Raw genomic sequence first — 19,764 nt, forward strand, 5'->3', positions numbered from 1 at the left:
AACATGCGGAGGCGACGATACTTTTCTCTTGTCTCTATTCAACTACAAAAAACCAATTGACCGAAAAAAAATAATTATGCTATTATTTAATCGGGAATTTATATACTACATATGAACCACAAATATCGCTGAAGTGGAGCACAAGGAGGAGAAGCCGATGAAGGTAGCAGTATTTTCGGCCGAGCCGCTCGATTATGAAGCGGTCGGTGGAATGAAAGCGTTCTCGATGGAGCAGTTGGACAGCGAGAGCTTGGAGCTATACGGAGCCGTTATGCTGATAGGTACGCCAAGGCTCGAAGAGGAGACGTTTCTGTCGCATGAGAATGTTCGCAGGCTGTGGAACTATGTGGAATCGGGTGGAAAGCTTTATGCGGAATTGATCGGCGCGTTCGATTTTCCAAGCTCCAGGCTGTTCGGATGGAAGCAGGATTTTCCCAGAAACCGCAGGACGATGGAGAAATTGCGAGTGTGCGAAGCAAAGGAAGGGGTGCCTGCCGGCTCGCTGCTCGAGTGGGAAGGATGCATGGCGGCCGGATTCCCGATCTATACCGAGAGATGGCTGGAATACGGACCTTATCGTCAAACTCATATCGCGGACATCCGCGGCGAGCAAGCACATCCCGGATTGTTCATCAGAGAGCTTGGACAAGGCTTATGCGTCTATGCGGCGTTCTCGCTGCTGTCTGTGCGCAGCAAAAGAGCGCTGAGACCTTACGGGCGATAGGCGCTCGTGATCTCGGCTTTGTCGGAGCAGACCGGCATCCCGTTTCGCATGTGGGGTCAGGAAATTGCGGCAAGCGGCGAGACCGAGCCGGCCAAAGCCGTCGCGGCAAGCGTGGACTGGTTCGCGAATTCCGGCATGCTCCCTGAACGGGACGGCTCGGCGGGCCTTTACGAAAATATTCACTCCGTTACGGCCGCCTTGTCGCGAGACCGCAGGCCGGATTGCCATGCTCACGCCGCGCTGTTTTTTCATCTATACGGCAAATATAGCGGCGACGAATACGGGGAGAAGGTTTCCCGCAATTTGATGGAGTACTTGTTCGCTAACGGCTATCAGGAAACTTCGCCGGAATCGCCGTCCTACGGCTTTTTCAAGTGGTACGATTTCCCGGCGGAGCAGCCCGATCAGATGTTCACGGACGATAACGCGTGGGTATGCTTCGTGCTGCTCTATTTGTATCGCAAGACAGGAGTGGAGGAGTACGGAAGGCGCGGGCTGATGACGGCACAGGCGCTTCTTGCGACGCAAAATCCCGATACCGGTCTGCGGCCGAACGTATTGACGGGCTCGCAGCTTGCGGCTATCGGGCGCGAGCGCGCTTCGCGGGAGCTGCCGCCGAGTATGAACCCGCACTTCGAGAGCATCGCCCATGCCGCTTTCATTCAAGCCTACTTGGTTACGGGAGAGCGGGACTATTTGGATACCGCCTTGAAAGGCGCGTTATACTTGCTCGCGCACGACCGGGAGCTGCGCTTTATGTACAGCCGGACTTCCGGGCTCAATAGGCTCGTCCTGCCGCTCGGCTTTTTGGCAAAGCATGACCGTACCGGCGAGATTGCTGCAGGCTTGGAACGGATTACCGCCTACTTGCTGTCGCACAAGCATGCGGCCGGAGGAATCCAGGAAGCGGACAATCCGGACCCGAATCGGTTCGGGAAAGAGGATGCAGGCGTATTCCTGTTCAATGGCGAAGGCATCGCCGACCAGCTGTATACGAACAATTTCTTGCTGATGAACAGTTGGGAAGCATGGAAGGCGACAGGCGACAAGAAATACGCGGAGCTGTATCGTTCCTTGTCGGAGTTTATGTGCAGAATCCAGATCCGCAGCTCGGACCAGCGGTTTAACGGGGGATGGATGAGGGCTTACGATATGGATCGCGACGAATATTTCGGCAACAACGGAGACACGGGCTGGGGGCCTTATTGCATCGAGAGCGGCTGGACGAGCGCAATCGCTTCGGCGGGGCTGCTGCTGGGTCTCATGAACGAGAGCTTGTTCGATTAGAACCTGCAAGCCAATCCGACGAAGGAGTGAGTTCGTCGCGTCCGAACGCATTGCAACGCGAATAAGCGGCGGGGCTTGGTAGGAAGAAGCCCGCCGCGAATCGGAAGAGGCTGCCGCGTGGGAGCCCTTCAGAAATTACAGTCCTTTTCCGCCGACAGGCGTCAGCTTGATGGATTCGACCCCTGCTATTAACGGCATAGCGCGTTGTATAGCTGCTTTTGTTTCTTCTTTGGCAAGGGAGGCCTCTTGTGCTTCGGAATGGCTCCATACTTCTGTTACCCAAACGGCGTCAGGCTCGGTATCCGAAATATTGACGATATACAGCTCGCATTCCTTGACCGGCTGCTCGGAGGCCGCGCCTTCCAAAAGGATGTTCACCAAATTGTCTCTCTGACCGGATTTGGCCGTGAATTTCACATACATTCCGATTCTGCTCATAGAATCACCTCATACTAGTATTGGACAAACACGCAATCGTGGAACTGATGTATAGAATTATATTTAACTTTGAAAACTTCGTATTGTAGAAACGCGACATTTATCTTATAAGTATTCTACAGATTATCTTAAGATATTTTTAACGTTTCGTTTCTTATTGCTTAAGTGTTCTCCGTTATAGTAGTTTTTGCGGTCGCTGCTGCGGCAAGCAGAACGTTCAAAAACGGAGGCTTCATGATGATAGAAGTTCAGGCTGTCAGCCATCAATTCGCAATCGGCAAAAAGGGAAGGGAACGGATCGTCCCCGTCCTTCATCATATCGACATGCACGTAAAGCAAGGAGAAATTGTGGCGATCGTCGGGCGGAGCGGCTCGGGGAAATCGACGCTGCTCAATCTTATTTCCGGATACATCCGGCCCACTATCGGCGATATCCGGGTCGGGGGGCGGACGGTAACGAAGTTTAGCGAAGGACAGTGGGCGGATTTTCGGCTGGAGCATTTCGGCTTCATATTCCAAAGCTTCCAGCTCATTCCGAGCATGACCGCCTTCGAGAACGTCGAGCTGCCGCTTGTGCTGAAAGGAGTCGGACTGGCTCAGCGGAGGAAGCGGGTAAACGATTTGCTCGAGCGGGTCGGCTTGTCCGATTGCGCCGGCCATTATCCGGGCGAGTTGTCGGGCGGACAGCAGCAGCGCGTATCGGTCGCCCGCGCGCTCGTCTTGAACCCGCCCGTCGTGCTGGCGGACGAGCCCACCGGAAGTCTGGACAGCGACAACGAGCGTCAGCTGCTTGCGCTCATCGGGGAGCTGAACCGGGAGCAGGGCATTACTTTCCTTATGATTACGCATGACGAACAAGTCGCCGAGGTTGCCCATCGCACCGTTCTGCTTCAGGACGGCCGGATTCGTCCGCGGCCGCATGGCAGCGGGTTTCTATCGAACGGTATCGGTCAGGCCGATTCGCCGGCTGTGTGGCAAGCAAGCTTGAACGATGAGGAGAGCAGACGATGAAATGGAAAGATCAGGTCCGGTTCGTCCGGCAAAATATGAAAAAGAACAAATCGCGGCTGTTCATGACCGTGCTCGCTACCGCGATGGGGTGCGCTTTTCTGATCGTGCTCGCATCCGTAGGCTTCGGCTTGCAGCAGAGCATTGTCGATAAAATTACCGGCGATCGGCTTGTGACGGCAGTCGATGTATGGGGCAAGGAAACGAACGGCAAAACACTCAGCGTGTTGAACTCCGAGGACATCGCATACTTGCGCTCGGTCGAGCATGTCAAGGCGGTAACGTATCGCAATTTCGTACAGCAACATTTGAAGCCGACCGTTGACGGGACGGTCGTATCGGGTGGCGCAACGATAGCGGTCGATTTCGAAGCCGAGACGAAAGCGGGCTTTGGCCTCAGCGAGGGTAGGCTGCCCCGCACTGCCGACGAAATCGTGATCGGCTACCATGTTCGGGAAACAGAACCGGATAGCGACGAAACCGGGCAGGTGTCTGCCGCGACTGCGCAAGCGAAGCGGCAGACCGCCCCGGCCAAGGAGTGGATCGGCAAGAGCATGCAGTTGGAGGTTGTTCAGCGCGTGAACGGCGTCGAACAGAAGACGCCGCTGACCGCGACCGTAGTCGGCGTCGCCAAGAAGCCGTCGCGCGAGTGGAACAAGGACAACAATATTTACATCGACGAGGGGCTGCTGCAGCGCATCGAGTCCATCACCGGTACGCGGCTCGGAGCCGTATTCCCGCAGAACGCCTCCAAAGAGGAGCCGGGCAAGGGGATGCCAAAGCCTCTGAACGAGCCGCGGCCATACAACGGAGTGCAGGCGATTGCCGACAATGGCCAAAATGTGAAGGCGATCGGCGAGCAAATTCGTTCGGCAGGTTATTTGAACCATTCGATCGCAAATGAGCTGGAGCAGGTCAATATGGTGTTTCTGATCATGAAGATCGGCCTCGTCTTCGTCGGTACGATCGCCGTTCTGATCGCGTCGATCGGCATTTTCAACACGATGACGATGGCGGTGACCGAGCGGGCCCAGGACATCGGGATTATGAAGGCGATCGGCGCGCATCCGTCGACAATTCGCCGCATTTTCCTGCTCGAGAGCGGATTCATCGGCCTGCTCGGGGCAATCATCGGCATTGTCGTCTCCTATGCGCTCTCGATTGCGGTAAATGCAGCGCTGCCTATGCTTATTCAATCCTTTCTGAATGAACAGGTACCCGGCGACTTCCGCTTCTCGCTTATTCCGCCGCTATTGGCAGTGTTGGCCGCTGTCATCTCGCTGGGAGTCGCCGTTCTGTCCGGAGCCCGTCCGGCGAAGCGGGCGACCCAGGTCGACGTGCTTCGGGCGTTACGCCGTGATGTGTAAGCTTGTGCATACCGTTTCCGGTTCTACGCCGGGAACGGTTTTTTTCTTGACTCAGAAATGGGGATTGGAGCAACTTCAGTTTTTTTCCCGAACGGTTTTTGTTAGAAATGTGGACCGAAAAGCAGTATTCGGTTCAGGGACTGCTGTGTAGCTACATAGTCGCCGATATGTATCCGGGCTTCATTGGCCATCAAGCCGCTTCAACCACGGTTCTTCGGGAATGAAAGGAAAGTCTGCCCGATGAACGTGTAAACGGTTTAAAGGAAAACGCAAAAATGTCCATTCCGGCGGCAGAACCCTATTTGGTACAATCGAGCTAGGCGTTCCGGCGTCGTTGTCGCGGCGCCGGAGGAACGCAGTCAGATCCGATGTTTTTTATGAAAACGGTATCATTACCGCAAACAATGTGATGGATCGGAGGAATGGCCATGACCGTCAAATTGCTGCTGGCCGACGATGAATTGATTATTCGCGACGGCATCCGGAACAAGATGGATTGGTCCGGCATGGGGATCGAGCTGGTCGGGGCGGCCGAGAACGGCAAAGTTGCGCTCGACATGCTGAAGAACGGGCCGGTCGACATCCTGCTTACCGATATTCACATGCCGTACATGGACGGCATTCAGCTGTGCCGGGAGGCGCGCAAGCTTCACCCCAATATCAAGATTGTGGTGCTGTCCGGCTACGAGGAATTCGAGTTCGCCCAGCAGGCGCTAGAGTTTTCCGCCATGAAGTATATGCTGAAGCCGTTTACGAGCAGGGAGCTGGAGCAGATTGTGCTCCAGGCGAAGCAGGAGGTCACCGGACACCGGCGGGCCGAATCGACGCTCCAGCTGACTATGAAGCGTCTGCAGGAAAGCTTCCCGCTTCTGCGCGAGAAAGTGCTGACCCGGCTGGTGGAAGGGCGCATGAACGAGCGGGAGGCGAGACAGAAGCTGGAATCGCTTGAGATCGCCTTGACCGGCGAACGGTTTGCGGTATGGGTCGTCGAGCCGGAAGCGGACACGATCCCATCCGCCGACGCGCAGAACGGCGTGGATGCCGGAGAGCTGCTGCTGCTTATGCTGCGGGACGAAATCGAAGCCTTTATGCGCAACCGGAGGCGGGCTCTGGTGTTCAGCGGCCTGAACGCCAATATTGTGTGCATTGTCGAAGGGGACGACGGGGAACAGACCCATTTGTTCGATTTGCCGGAAAGCTTGAAATCGCACGTATTCGCGAGTCTGGACATGCCGGTTTCCATCGGCCTGGGAGGCGTCAAGCACGGTCTGGAGGGCATAGCCGGATCATACCGGGAAGCGTTGGAGGCGCTCGAGTACCGCTTTCTGATCGGGGATAACAGCGTCATACCGGTCGACTACATCAATTTCGAAGACGAGCCGGACCGGGTGACGATCTCCGAGAAGCATATCGAGAAGCTGACGACAGCCGTCAGGCTCGGCAACAAGGCGGGCATCCGCGGCGAGCTGGACGCGGTATTCGCCGCCATTCGCGGCAGCGCCGGACTGCCTATCTCCGACATCAAGCTGTACATGAAGGAATTTCTGGCCGTCGCCCTCCGGCAGCTGCTGCAATCCGGCGTGCGCCTCAAAGAAATATACGGCAAAGAGTTCGATCCGTATTCCGCGGTCGACCATTACCGGACGATGGACGACATGCAGCGGGGCCTGCGGACGATGTTCGCGGAAATTTCCGATTTCGTGCGCGACAAGAGGGGCAACAAGACGCGCTCCGTCATCCAGCGGGCAGTCGAATACATAGACGTCCATTACCGGATCGAGGACCTGTCCATTAACCGGTTAAGCGAGGAGCTGCAGATGAATACGTCCTATTTCAGCCGGCTCTTCAAGCAGGAGATGGGCTGCACCTTCACGGAATACTTGACCCGGACGCGCATCGAGAAAGCCAAGCACCTGCTGCGCGGCACGACGATGAGGGTATCGGAGATCACCTTCGAGGTCGGCATGAAGGACCCGTTTTATTTCAGTACTTTGTTTAAAAAGGTGACCGGCGTCAATCCGACCGAGTACCGGGAGCAATGAACATGAGCAAGGACAATTGGTTCGTCCGCTGGCTGGGCACCCGCATCTTTTTTCGCATCTTTTTGATGACAGCCGTAATGGTCACGTTCGCCCTGACGGTCGGAGCCTACTTCTCTTTGTCGCTGTTTACGGAGAAGATGGAGCAGAAAGGGACGGAGAATATCCGCAACATTTTGGAGCAGACGAACAAGCTGATCGATTCCCGCATGGATATGCTGCTGCGCATCTCGAACCTGATTCTGAACGATCCGGCGATCGGCGAGCTGGCTTCGGAGCGCCTTCTCCAGGACGACCGCGACAAGGAGCGCATGCGGGGCGCCATCGGCAAATATATCGAGTCCGACCCGGGCATCGTCTCCGTGTTTTTGTTGAACAAAGAAAGGGAGCTGTTCATTCCTTCGGACGATTTCCGTTCGGACGCCGAAGATGCCGAGGAAACGAAGCGGCGATATTTAAGCTTCTCGAACAACCGGTACTCCAAAGGCTTGACCTGGGTGCCTACGCACCGGATCGATTACGGGAGCGAGAGCCATAACGGCGAGAACGTGCTCAAGCTGACGCGGGAAATATTCGATTCCGCCGCCGGCGCCTACCGCGGAACCGTAGTCGTCAATATCGCCGAGGAAAGCGTTTACCGGTATCTGAAAAACGTCGACGTACCGGCCGGCACCATCTTCCACGTGATCGACAAAAACGGCATCGTCATCTCCGGAACGGAGCGCAGCGGGGTCGGCAAGTTCGAGTACAGCTACACGTATATGCAGGCCGTGCTGCAAAAGGAAGGAAGCTTCGTCCGGGACTACCGGAGCATCCCTTACTTGTTCGTATTCAACAAGCTGGAGAGCGTGGACTGGGTCATCATCGGCGCGATTCCGGTCAGCGAGCTGCTGAGCGACCGCGACCGAATCATGAGGGGGCTCGGCGTTATTCTGCTGCTGGTGCTGGCGGTGTCGCTCGTCGGCTCGCTCGGCATCGCGTATTCGATATCCCGTCCGATCAAACGGCTGGCGGAAGTCATGCGCAAAGTCCGCTCCGGCTTCTTCGACGTCAAGGCGGAGATTCGCTCGCGCGACGAGATCGGCATGCTGGGGGAAAGCTTCAACGAGATGATCGCCCGTACGAACGAGCTGCTGCACCGGCTGCAGGAAAGCCACTACAAGGAAAAAAACGCCGAAATCCGCGCCCTGCAAGCGCAGATCAACCCCCATTTTTTGTACAATACCCTCGCTTCGGTCGTCTGGCTGGCCGAAAACCGCGATTACGACAAAATTACGGATCTAGTCTCCAAGCTCGGCCGATATTACCGGCAAAGCTTGTCGCGCGGCATGGACGTCGTCACCGTCAGGCACGAGTTGGAGCATATCGGCAATTATTTGGCCATCGAGCAGATCCGGTACGGGACGAAATTCGCCTACGATATCAGCGTCGAGCCGGCCGTGTACGCCCATAAATGCCTGAAGCTGCTGCTTCAGCCGCTGGTGGAGAACGCCATTCATCACGGGATCATGAACAAGGAGGGCAACGGCTGGATCCGGGTTGACGGCTGGAAGGAGGGCGACGATATCGTGCTCCGGGTCATCGACAACGGCGGCGGGATCTCCCGGGAGCGTCTGGACGAGATTAACTGCTGCTTCCGCTCCGGGCGGTCGTTGGAGCTGGCTCATTCCTACGGCATCAAAAACGTGAACGAACGGCTCCAGCTCGTGTACGGTCCGGCCTTCGGGTTGTTCTACTCCTCCGAGGAGGGGATGGGCACAACCGTGCTGATCCGCTTCCCCGCACGCTATGAGTAAGCGCTATCACACTTGTAAACAAATTCAAGGAGAAGTAAACAGCTTCAATTCCAAACCGCTTCCCGGTGCGATAGGCTGGAAACAGCCGGGAGTCAGCGCATTCCGGCAAATTCGGGGGCAACACCAATACGGGAGGTATTCCATGTGAGTAAGGGGCAGATGTTGAAAAAGCCGGCAGCGGTTATGCTGGCATCCATGCTGGCGGTAACGGCGGCGGCATGTTCATCGGGCTCGTCGGGAGCCGACGGGGGCAAAGAGAGCAAGCTGGAGACGAATAAGCCGAAAGACCCGATCACGCTCGTCATCAAGCATACCACTTACGATACGTTCGATCAGGACTTGGCGCCGGCGATCAAGAAGTACCAGGAGAAAAACCCGCACGTGACGGTCAAGGTGGACATGGTCAAGCCGAATCAAGGGGAGAACATCATTACCGCCAATACCGCCCTGTTCGCTTCCGGCGAGCAGATCGACATTCTTCGCGTAAGCCCCAACGTAGGCGCCGGGGAATACGCGGCCAGAGGCTGGGTCGCCCCGCTGGACGAATACATCAAGAAGACCGGCGTGGACATGACCAAATATTACCCGTCCCTGCAAAGCCGCGGCGTATACGGGGGTAAGCGCTATGCCTTGCCGTGGATTCACTCGCAATTCATGATTTTTTACAATAAGGACTTGTTTCAAAAATTCGGCATCCCGGAGCCGAAGACGAACTGGACGTACGAGGATATGCTCAATGCCGGCCGCAAGCTGGTCGAGAACAAGGTGCACGCCTTCGAGGCTTCGCTGCCGAATATGCTGCATATCGTCGGCGGCGCATGGGGCGGGTCGACGTTCAACGCCAATGGCACCCTGATGACGCTGGACAGCCAGGGAGCGCTCAAAGGTTTTGAGTTTTTCCGAGACATGGTCGTGAAGGACGGGTTATCTCCGGGCAAGGTTACGCAGGCGAAAGGGCTGGCCGGCGGACCGAGCTTCGCCAAAGCAACGTCCGGCATGTCGTTCACCTGGCTGAAAATGAAGCAGTTCGACGAGGCCGGCCTGAATTACGGCGTCGTGCCCGCGCCGGTCGGACCGGGCAAGCAGCAGGGCTACGGAGCGCTCGACGGCATCGCGCTGTCCTCCACGAGCAAGAACAAGGAGGAAGCGTGGAATTTGATCAAATTCCTGGCCTACGACAGCGAAGGGCAGATGGAGCAGATCAAGCAAAAAATTACGATTCCCGCTTTCCCCAAAGAAAAAGAGCATATTGAAGCGTGGGAGAAAACGATCAATAAGAAAGACGTCACCGATGCGATCTTGTACCAGGTCGAGAAAACGAACGACGAGGGCGTCGGCATGATGAACAATATGCCGGGCACCGAGGTCGCTTACGAAGGCTTCATAACGTGGCTCGGGCAAAATCTGTTCAACGACAATTTCGACGTATACACCCAGGTGCCGGCGAAGGTGAAGGAATTCAACGCGCAGTGGAGCGAGCTGCAAAAAGAAGCGGAGAAGCAGATGAAGAAATAGCAAGAAGCGGCAAGAAGGGAAGGAGATGCGACGAGGAGGGGAAGGGATTTGTCAACGTTCACGAGGAGGACGAAGCCGATCGCACTGGCGCTGCTGGCCGGCACGTGGCTCGCGGCGACGACCGTTTACGGCCTGGATGACGGCCAGCAGATCGGTTCCATTGTCGGGGCAGGCAACTTTGCCAACGGAAGCACGGCCTACGCCAGCCAGTTTCAGGCGCTGAACGACATCGGAGCGTCCATGGCGCGAATCAACATGTACCCGAATTACTATTACGCGGGCGACGCTCCGACGCCGGAGCGGCTCGACGCCCTTATGCTTCAAGCTTATGAATACGGCATTACGCCGATGCTGCTGTTCGAATATTACGGCTCGTACGCGGGCCAGGGAACGCCGCTCGGCGGTTATGCCAAATGGTACGATATCGGACGCGACTTTGCGGAACGGTTCCGGCCGAACGGCACGTGGGGGCAGGAGCAAGGCATCGCGGATTGGGGCATTACGGTGTACGCCGCGATGAACGAGCCCGACGTCGAGAACCTGATTCCGAAAGCGGATTACCACGATGCCCTGGAAGGCCTGGCGGACGGCATCCATTCCGTCGATCCGGCGCTGAAGGCGATCCCCGGCGGATTCGCCCGGCAGAACAGCCACAGCGATTACACGCTGAGAGGCTACGGGCCGGCGATAGCCGATTTGTGGAATGACGGCAAGCTGGACGGCATCGATCTGCACACGTATTTCGATTACCAATACGCCCCTATGGAAGGGATGTACAAGTTTTCCGCACAGAGCAATTTCGATGCGATCAAAAGCGTGTCGGGCATTACCGCGGACATTCATTTTTACACGTCGGAATTCAACTACAAGAAGCGCGGCGTGACCGAAGAGGAAGCGGCCAAAGGGTTTCTGACCGCATTCTGGGACGGCGTGGGCGTGGTGAAAAACGACGGCCATACGTCGGCGGCACGGCTCGTTTTTCCATGGAGCTTGTTCAAATCGCAAGCGGCCGACCCTTTGTACGGTCTGAATACGAGTCTGACCCCGTGGACGCCGACGGAGCGCGGACAAACGCTGGAGCGGGCCCTTGCCGCCGCACAGGGCATGTCGCTTGTGGCCGCCGACCCGAAACAAAGCGGAGAATACGTGCTGGAAGGCGCAGGCAAAAAAATGTGGGTATGGCAAAACCGGCCTTACTGGACCAACCACCCCGGCACTACCTATACGGTTACGGGGATTCCCCCCGGCGCCCTCCGGCTCGAAGTGATCGGCTGGGACGGCGTCAGGCAGACGCTGCCTCTCTGCGGCCAGACCGGCTATACGGTTACGGGGCTGGAGGGAAATGAAACATACATGATTGTCGCTTACGAAGGACCGGACAGCCCGTAAAGCGCTATTCCATACCGATATAGAGGAGCGATGAGCGGAAGCCATGAACAACGATAGAGAAGCTGTCCTCACGCCGCACACCGGCGTTGACGGACAGGATGAAGCTTTTGCCGCCCGCGGCCGGCTGCTGCTGGAGCAGACGATCCGGTGCCCGGTACCGGACGACGACGTGCCGAGAAGACGCATGTTCCATGCCATAGCCCGGCTGGGGCTTGGCACGGAGACCGATACGGCTTTGAAGCACATAGCGGAAACGAACGATGATCCGGGGAATGCGGCGATGTTTTTCCGCCATGCGAATATCGATGCGATGCTCCGATTCGGTCACTTGTATGACGGTACGCTGAGCGGGAAAGTGAAGGAAAGCATGACGGCGGCCGACCATTACAGCCTGCAGGGCGGCACCGAGAATCACCGCATCATGAACGCCGTGGCCGGCTTTTTGACGGGGCAAGTCTGGCCCGACTGGGAGCGGGCAGCCGACGTCCGCAGCCGCTGCGCCGAATACCTGGGCCGGTATTTCACGCGGATTACGCATTACGGGCAGGGCGAATTCGATTCGACGACTTACAGCGTCTTTTATATAAACACGCTTGCTACGCTGTACGATTTCTCGCTTGATCCGCAGCTTCGGAGGAAGGCGGGCATGACGATCGACTGGCTGCTGGCGAACACGGCCGGCGATTGGCTGAACGGCATATTCACCGGAGCCCATTCGCGGGATTACCATCCGACGGAAACGATTACGAACGCGGCGGCCGGAACGACGGGAGCGTGGCTTTATTTCGGGGGCCGCGAGCCGGACTTCCCGAGCGGAGAATGCCATTATGCCGTCATCAACGCCTTGTCCGCCTACCGTGCGCCTGCGGGCATCGTCCGGCTGGCGCAGGACCGCGACGCTCCGTTCGAGCACCGGGAAACGCACGATGTCATCGGCACCGGGGAGACGACAAACGACAATCACCGCACGAACGATGTGGCGGGGGCCGACGTGCGGATCAAAGGCTACGGTTATGTCAGCCGCGCCGGCGTCTACAAGTACAACTATGTCGCCAAAGGATTTACGCTCGGCAGCATGGCGGACGGCAAGCAGGGCGATGTGGTCATGACCGGGCAGACGCGGCGGTGGTCGCTCGATTGGGATTCCGCACAGCCTTCCAGCGTGCTGTTCTTCAATCATCCGTTTCCCGATTTCGGCCGCGCGGAGGAGCGATACGTCGAGAAATGGATCGGCTCCTCGCCTTACGAGCAGGTCGTTCAAGCCAAAGGAGCGCTTGTCTCGCTGGTGAACATTCCGTCGGGAGAGACGTACCAGTACGGACCTCGCGATCCTTTTCCGTCCGACCGCGATCCTTATATCGACGGCTTCATCTCCGGGACGGCCATTCTGCAGCTTGCGGAGGACGCTTCCGGCTGGCTGTTCGCCCACGGAGGCTCCGTGCTGATCGCCGTCCGGCCGCTCCGGCCTTACCGGTGGCTGGAGGACGGAAGCGGTCACCGCCGATTGCGCAGCGAAGGGCTGAAGAACGGCGTCGTCGTCGAGGCGGCCGACCCTGCGGGCTTTGCGGAGCGTGAGGATGCCGGTCTTGACGAACAGGCGGCCATCCGTGCCGTGCTTGAGCGGTTCCGCGGGCAGGTGCTGCTTCGCACGCGGCTGGACGACTCGGCCATCGCCGAGGCTGCGCCGACGGTCGCTTATACTTCCTTGTCGGGCGACGTGCTGCGTATCACGTATGATGGGGAACGCACGGTCAATGGCGAGCCCGTCCGGTTCGAGCGCTGGCCGCTGATCGGCAATCCGTTTCTCCATTCCGCCGTCGGCAGCGGCTTGATGGAGCTGAAGGATGGAGCGCATACGACGATATGGGATTTCAAGGAATGGACCGTTACGAAGCGGTAGATTGCGCCTCCGGCTGCGGTAAAGAGTCACTGACAGCCATCGGCGAGATGGCGACGGCCGTCGATGAGCCGTACGGCACCGCTTGACGGCATAGAGCGGACCGCCCGCCCACAGACAAGTTACCGCCTCTGACCGCTTCTCTTTACGTCCAGTTCGTGCCTGCTGGCGCTCTCCCGAGCGACCGCCGGACGTCTGGGCGTCTTTGTCTTTCTTTTCCCACCCCTTCCGCTTGCCCGCCGCGGCACTCTGCGTCCTTCTCCTCCATTCGATCAATATCCGGTAAACAGATTCAAGCTATTCAAAAAATCGTCTATTCGTCCGGCTTCCGCCGTTTGCCATAATGGGGATAAGGCTTACGCCTCTTAATGGCAACGACGGAAGAGGAGGTTCTCTATGGCAAACGTGCTGCTCCATCATGTCTGGAAACGTTATTCACACGGCTCCCAAGCCGTAGTGAAGGACGTTCATTTGGAAATCGGCAATAAAGAATTCGTCGTATTCGTCGGCCCGTCCGGCTGCGGGAAGTCGACGACGCTGCGGATGATCGCCGGGCTGGAGGACGTGAGCGAGGGAGCGATCGCGATCGACGGGGAAGTGGTCAACGATCTGCCGCCCAAGGCTCGCGATATCGCCATGGTGTTTCAGAACTACGCTCTGTATCCGAACATGAACGTATTCGAAAATATGGCGTTCGGACTGCGGCTGCGCAAGACGGGCAAGGCGGATATCGAAACGGCGGTGAAAAAAGCGGCCCGTACGCTCGATATCGAGCCGTTCCTCGAACGCAAGCCGCGGCAGCTGTCCGGCGGCCAGCGGCAGCGGGTCGCCCTCGGGAGGGCGATCGTGCGCAGCCCGAAGGTATTTTTAATGGACGAACCGCTGTCCAATCTGGACGCCAAGCTGCGCGTTCATATGCGCGCGGAGATTATAAGGCTGCACCGCGACCTGGAAACGACATTCGTCTACGTCACCCACGACCAGACGGAGGCGATGACGATGGGAACGCGCATTGTGGTCATGAAGGACGGCGTCGTGCAGCAGGCTGATACGCCGGAGCGGGTGTTCAACTACCCGGCCAATCTGTTCGTCGCCGGTTTTATCGGCGCTCCGCCGATCAATGTCATTCCGGGGAAAATCGAGGAGGAGCACGGCGCGCTGTTTTTTCATACGAAACGGCACAAGATGCCGATCCCTGCGGCCACTGCGCGCGAGCTGAGGCAGGAGGCCGCAAGCTTGCGGCATATCGTGCTCGGACTCCGGCCGGAGCATCTCGGCCTGAAAGGTCCCCGGTCGGATGCGTCCGCCTTGATGAGCGGTGCGGTTGACGTCGCCGAGCTGATGGGGGCGGACCGCTACCTGTATGTGAACACCGGCGAGCTGACGCTGACGGTGCGTACCGACGCCCGCAACCGGGTCGACCCGGGCGAAAGGGTGGAGATTGCGGCCGATATGGACTATGCGCTGTTTTTTCATCCGGACACGGGAGAAAGGATTGGGAACCGGTGAATGGAAAACGATTGTGGAAAGCGGCGCTCGCCCTGCTGCTCGTCGCCGGGTTCGCCACCGGCGAGGCGATGCCCGCTTCCGGAGAGGACGGCTCCGCCGGCCTGAGCGCGGAGGAACGCTACGGCGAGGCGTTCCTGTATTACGGCGGAGGGCCGAACACCTATGCCGCCAAGCTGCGCGACTGGCAGAAGCAAGGCTACCGCGACGTATCGCCGGGCATCGCCGTGACGATTCCGGCCGCGGACTATGCAGCCGCCTCGCAGGAGGCGGCGCTGTCGACGGCGGCGATCGACGGGGTATCCCGGGCGCTCCGGTGGGACAGCGACAGCGGATACGCCGAGTACCGGTTCACCGTTCCGGAAAGCGGACTGTACCAACTGAACGTGTCCTATTACCCGCTGGCGACCGGAGATACTGACAACCGGTCCGACATGATCCGCAGCCTGACGATCGACGGCGCGCTTCCGTTCGACGAAGCGCGGCTCATCACGATGAAGCGGCTGTGGGAGGACGACCCGTACCCGCCGCTGAAGGACGAATACGGCAACGAGATACGTCCGAAGCAGGAGCAGATCCGCAAATGGATTCAGTGGGACGTCTCCGATTATATGAACGACTACCCCGAGCCGCACCGGTTTTATTTGGAGAAGGGCGACCATGTCCTGAGGCTGGAAGGCGTGCAGGAAACGGTAGCCTTCGACCGGTTCGTGTTCAAATCGCCGGAGCGCATACCCGGCTACTCGGAGGTAAAGGAGCGATACGAGCGGGAAGCGCAAGAGCAGCAGCCTTCCCTGACGATGATCGAAGCGGAGCGGATGGAGCGCAAGTCGGACCCGGTCGTGCAGATCGCCATGTCCACCTCCTCGATCGTCAGTCCGGAGGCCAAGAGCACCGTCGTCTACAACACGATGGGCGGATGGAAATGGGGCCGCCGGGGAGCGTGGGCGGAATGGATCTTCACCGTTCCTGCGGACGGATATTACCGGGTTTCGCCGGCTTACGAGCAGAAGTTCGTACGCGGACGGAACGTATACCGGACCGTCTCGATCGACGGAGTCGTCCCGTACCGCGAGCTGCTGGAAGTTCCGTTCAAGTATGGCGACTGGCAGGGAGGCCCGCTTGTCGACGGAGACGGAGACCCTATCCTGTTCAAGCTGTCCGCAGGCGAGCATACGCTGCGCATGCGGGTCAACGTATCCCCGCAGCGTCCGGCGATCGACGCCATCGAAGCGTCGGTCAGGCAGCTGCGCGCCATCGGAGACGACGTCCGGATGGCCACCGGCGTGGCGAACGAAAGCCTGATCGACAAAGGGATGAACTGGCGGCTGAACGAGTCGATCCCCGATCTGGGCGACCGTCTGGACGGCATTATGACGGCGCTCCGGCAAACCCGCGACTATTTGCTGGAGCGCAACGGGGATAAGCTGGAAAGCGGCTACAGCTTTACGAGCGTCATCCGGGACCTCCAATCGTTCAAGCAGGACCCGAACCGGCTGGCCAACAATCCGCAGCGGTTCGGGTCGCTCCAGGAGCAGCTGTCCGGCATGGTGACGAGCCTGATCGAGCAGCCTCTCTACCTGGATCGCATCGCGATCTCGACCCCGCAGCAGAAGCTGCCTTCCTTTCGGGAAACGTGGTGGAACGGCATCAAAAACTCGGTTTCCCGCTTCTTGTTGACGTTTACGGACAATTTTGCCGAGCAGGGGCGGAAGGACAAGGATGCGATCAACGTCTGGGTGCAGCGGGGCCGGGATTATGTCAACCTGATCCAGGAGATGGTCGATCAGGACTTTACCCCGCAAACCGGCATTAAGGTGAATGTCAATCTGATGCCCAACCCGCAAATTTTGATACTGGGCAACGCCGCGGGCATCCAGCCGGACGTCGCGCTCGGCATCGGCGAAGGGACGCCGATCGATTTTGCCATGCGGAACGCGCTTGTCAACCTGAACGGCTTTCCCGATTACGCCCAGACGGCGAAACGGTTTTTGCCGGGTGCGCTCGTGCCGTTTCATTACGACGGGGGCGATTACGCTTTGCCTGAAGTGCAGTCGTTCAATATGATGTTTTACCGCAAGGACATTTTGCCGAAGCTGAACGTTTCCGTGCCGCAGACGTGGGACGACGTATACGCCATGCTTCCGACTTTGCAGCAAAACCGCATGAACTTTTACTTGCCGCCGGAAGATCTGCTCCCGTTCCTGTACCAGCGCGGCGGGGAATATTATTCGCCGGACGGCCTCAAGTCCGGTCTGGACAGCCCCGAGGCGTTCGACGCGTTCCGCCAGCTGACCGATTATTTCGTCGTGTACGGCCTGGACCGGCAGGCGAATTTTTACCAGCATTTCCGTTACGGCACGATGCCGGTCGGCATCGCCGATCTGAATACGTATTTGCTGCTGACGGTAGCGGCACCGGAGCTGACCGGGCAATGGGGCATCGCGCCGATTCCCGGAACGTTGAACAGCAAAGGCGAGATCGTGCGCTGGGCAGGCGGAGGGCTGCAATCCGGGGTGCTGTTCCGGTCGAGCGAACGGCAGGCGGACGGCTGGGAGTTTCTGAAATGGTGGACGTCCGATTCGGTGCAAACGCAGTTCGGCGTCGATTTGGAGACGATCAACGGTCTGGAATACCGCTGGAATACGGCCAATATGAACGCGTTCCGAAAGCAGATGTGGCCGAAGGACGATCTGGCGCAAATATTGGAGCAGCTGCGCTGGTACAAGGACGTTCCGCGCGTCCCGGGCGAATATTTCACCGACCGGCAGTACAAGTTCGCCTGGAACAAGACGGTCGTCGACGGGGCAAGCTCGCGCGACGCCTTGGAGACGGCGGTGTTCGAGATCAATAAGGAACTGTTCCGCAAGCAACGGGAATTCGGGTTTATCGACGAGCAGGGACGCGTCGTCAGGAAGCTGGACGTTCCGATGCTGAGCAAGCCATGGGACGGGTACACGGGAGGAGGCGGAAGCAAGCCATGAGCCAATTGAACGCGATTACCGGCAAACGGGCGGCCCAGGCCGCCCCGACCGATAGCCGGCTGCGCACGTATATGCGGGAGCTGTGGGCGGACCGCTACTCGTATTTGTTCCTCGCCCCGTTCGTCATCTGCTTTATGCTGTTTATCGTCATTCCGGTCGGGATGGCCATGCTGCTGTCTTTGACCCACTTTAACGTAATCGAGTTCCCGAAGTGGGCGGGACTGGCCAATTACCGGGACCTGTTCACCCAGGACGACGTGTTCTACAAATACGCCATCCCGAACACGTTCATCTATGCGCTCCTATGCGGCCCCGGCGGGTATGCGATGAGCTTTATGCTGGCCTGGCTCGTCTCGCAGCTGCCCGTCCGGCTGAAAGGGGTTTACACGCTCGTGCTGTATTCGCCCTCGATGACGATGGGCGTGGCGATGGCGGTCGTCTGGATGATCATCTTCAGCGGGGACCGGCTCGGCTATTTGAACAGCGTCCTGCTGGAATGGGGGATTCTGGACAGCCCGAAGCTGTGGACGAAGGATAAGGAAATGCTAATGCCGATCATGATCGGCATTACGCTGTGGTCCAGCATGGGGGTCGGCTTTCTGGCGATGCTCGCCGGCATCTCCAACGTCAACAAGGAGCTGTACGAGGCCGGTAAAATAGACGGAATCCGCAACAGACTGCAGGAGATCGGCTATATTACGATTCCGAGCATCAAGCCGCAAATGCTGTTCGCGGCGGTGATGACCATCGTCGGGACGCTGAAATCCGGAGGGCTTGGAGCCCAGCTGTCGGAAATGAATCCGACGCCGCAATATGCGGGCCATCTTATTCTGAATCATGTCGACGATTACGGGTTTATCCGCTACGAGATGGGCTACGCGGCCGCGATCTCGGTCGTGCTGCTCGTCGTGATGTACGCCGTCAACCGGCTGTTCACCAGATTGTTCGACAGCAAGGGGGAACTGTAATGCGGCGGATGGACGGTTTTCAAAAAACTTTGCTTGTGTTCATGACGCTGCTGGCCATTTTTATGGCGATGCCGATCGTCTACATTTTCAATCATGCATTCAAGCCGTACCACGAGCTGTTCGCCTATCCGCCGACGTTCTGGGTGCGCACGCCGACGCTCGACAACTGGTTCGATCTGATCGCCGCGGCGCAGCAATCGTTCGTGCCGTTCACCCGCTACCTGTTCAACAGCATCGTCGTCGCCGTCTGCATGGTCGCGGCTACGGTGCTGATCAGCAGCATGAGCGCTTACCCGCTGTCGAAGCACCGGTTCAAGGGCAAGAAGCTGCTGTTCTCGGCCATCGTGCTGTCGCTGATGTTCGCGCCGGAAGCGGTGGGCATCCCCCGTTATCTGGTGATCAGCAAGCTCGGGCTGATGAACCATTTCCTCGGCCATATCGTCCCCAGCCTGGCGATGCCGGTCGGCGTGTTCCTGATGAAGCAGTTCATGGATCAGGTGCCCGACGATCTGATCGAGGCGGCGAAGCTGGACGGGGCGAGGGAATTTACGATATTCGCGCGGATCGTCATGCCGGTGTGCATGCCGGCCGTAGCGACGATAGCCATCCTGACGTTCCAGGCGACGTGGGGCGACGCGGGTCCGTCCGCGCTGTACATGCAGGACGAGACGCTGAAGACGCTGCCGTTCTATATCGATTCGCTGACCAACGGGCTCGCCAATGCGGTAGCCGGACAAGGGCGGGCGGCCATGGCGACGATGCTGATGTTTTTGGTCAACTTCATCATATTCCTCACGCTTCAGAAAAAAGTCATCGACACGATGGCGCATTCGGGCATCAAGTAGA

At 58.2% G+C, this 19,764-nt stretch carries 14 protein-coding genes; 13 read left to right on the forward strand and 1 reads right to left on the reverse strand.

Translation table 11 applies throughout. From position 1 onward, the window contains the following. The first annotated feature begins 157 nt into the window (after nucleotides 1–157). Both FE784_RS10500 and FE784_RS10505 read left to right on the forward strand, forming a co-directional pair. Nucleotides 158–724, forward strand: coding sequence for a hypothetical protein (locus FE784_RS10500; protein ID WP_139602155.1), 567 nt, complete (start codon nucleotides 158–160; stop codon nucleotides 722–724). A 6-nt stretch (nucleotides 725–730) separates the two neighbouring features. Next, the gene (locus FE784_RS10505) at nucleotides 731–2,011 is read left to right on the forward strand and encodes a hypothetical protein (RefSeq protein ID WP_139602156.1); all 1,281 of its coding nucleotides are present in this window, start codon (nucleotides 731–733) and stop codon (nucleotides 2,009–2,011) included. A 135-nt stretch (nucleotides 2,012–2,146) separates the two neighbouring features. Here the strand turns inward: FE784_RS10505 and FE784_RS10510 are convergent, their stop codons facing one another. After that, nucleotides 2,147–2,449, reverse strand: coding sequence for a putative quinol monooxygenase (locus FE784_RS10510; RefSeq protein WP_139602157.1), 303 nt, complete (start codon nucleotides 2,447–2,449; stop codon nucleotides 2,147–2,149). A gap of 237 nt (nucleotides 2,450–2,686) precedes the next feature. Here FE784_RS10510 and FE784_RS10515 point away from each other — a divergent pair, with 237 nt between their 5' ends. The 11 genes from FE784_RS10515 to FE784_RS10565 all read left to right on the forward strand — a co-directional run bounded on the left by FE784_RS10515 (nucleotide 2,687) and on the right by FE784_RS10565 (nucleotide 19,763). Continuing rightward, a complete protein-coding gene (locus FE784_RS10515) occupies nucleotides 2,687–3,460 on the forward strand; it encodes an ABC transporter ATP-binding protein (RefSeq protein WP_139602198.1) in 774 nt (257 codons plus the stop codon). Beyond that, the gene (locus FE784_RS10520) at nucleotides 3,457–4,824 is read left to right on the forward strand and encodes an ABC transporter permease (RefSeq protein WP_139602158.1); all 1,368 of its coding nucleotides are present in this window, start codon (nucleotides 3,457–3,459) and stop codon (nucleotides 4,822–4,824) included. The genes FE784_RS10515 and FE784_RS10520 overlap by 4 nt, the downstream gene beginning before the upstream one ends. 428 nt (nucleotides 4,825–5,252) lie before the next feature. After that, nucleotides 5,253–6,866, forward strand: a complete 1,614-nt coding sequence (locus tag FE784_RS10525; protein ID WP_176706105.1) for a helix-turn-helix domain-containing protein — start codon at nucleotides 5,253–5,255, stop codon at nucleotides 6,864–6,866. 2 nt (nucleotides 6,867–6,868) lie between these two features. Then, nucleotides 6,869–8,659, forward strand: a complete 1,791-nt coding sequence (locus FE784_RS10530) for a sensor histidine kinase (RefSeq protein ID WP_176706106.1) — start codon at nucleotides 6,869–6,871, stop codon at nucleotides 8,657–8,659. Between the two features lie 144 nt (nucleotides 8,660–8,803). Further along, nucleotides 8,804–10,174, forward strand: coding sequence for an ABC transporter substrate-binding protein (locus tag FE784_RS10535; protein ID WP_139602161.1), 1,371 nt, complete (start codon nucleotides 8,804–8,806; stop codon nucleotides 10,172–10,174). Nucleotides 10,175–10,222: 48 nt separating this feature from the next. Next, a complete protein-coding gene (locus FE784_RS10540) occupies nucleotides 10,223–11,563 on the forward strand; it encodes a hypothetical protein (protein ID WP_139602162.1) in 1,341 nt (446 codons plus the stop codon). 43 nt (nucleotides 11,564–11,606) lie between these two features. Beyond that, on the forward strand, nucleotides 11,607–13,463 hold the full coding sequence (locus FE784_RS10545; protein WP_139602163.1) for a hypothetical protein: 1,857 nt from the start codon (nucleotides 11,607–11,609) through the stop codon (nucleotides 13,461–13,463). Between the two features lie 393 nt (nucleotides 13,464–13,856). Then, entirely contained in the window at nucleotides 13,857–14,969 is a 1,113-nt protein-coding gene (locus FE784_RS10550) for an ABC transporter ATP-binding protein (RefSeq protein WP_139602164.1), read from the forward strand. Next, nucleotides 14,966–17,950 (forward strand): extracellular solute-binding protein, encoded by a 2,985-nt coding sequence (locus FE784_RS10555; RefSeq protein ID WP_139602165.1) that lies wholly within the window; start codon nucleotides 14,966–14,968, stop codon nucleotides 17,948–17,950. Before FE784_RS10550 ends, FE784_RS10555 begins: the two co-directional genes overlap by 4 nt. Further along, nucleotides 17,947–18,918, forward strand: coding sequence for a carbohydrate ABC transporter permease (locus FE784_RS10560; RefSeq protein WP_139602166.1), 972 nt, complete (start codon nucleotides 17,947–17,949; stop codon nucleotides 18,916–18,918). The genes FE784_RS10555 and FE784_RS10560 overlap by 4 nt, the downstream gene beginning before the upstream one ends. Further along, the gene (locus tag FE784_RS10565) at nucleotides 18,918–19,763 is read left to right on the forward strand and encodes a carbohydrate ABC transporter permease (RefSeq protein ID WP_139602167.1); all 846 of its coding nucleotides are present in this window, start codon (nucleotides 18,918–18,920) and stop codon (nucleotides 19,761–19,763) included. Before FE784_RS10560 ends, FE784_RS10565 begins: the two co-directional genes overlap by 1 nt. Nucleotide 19,764 lies beyond the last annotated feature (1 nt).

The organism is Paenibacillus hemerocallicola (assembly GCF_006265175.1).
Taxonomy (GTDB): domain Bacteria; phylum Bacillota; class Bacilli; order Paenibacillales; family NBRC-103111; genus Paenibacillus_AB; species Paenibacillus_AB hemerocallicola.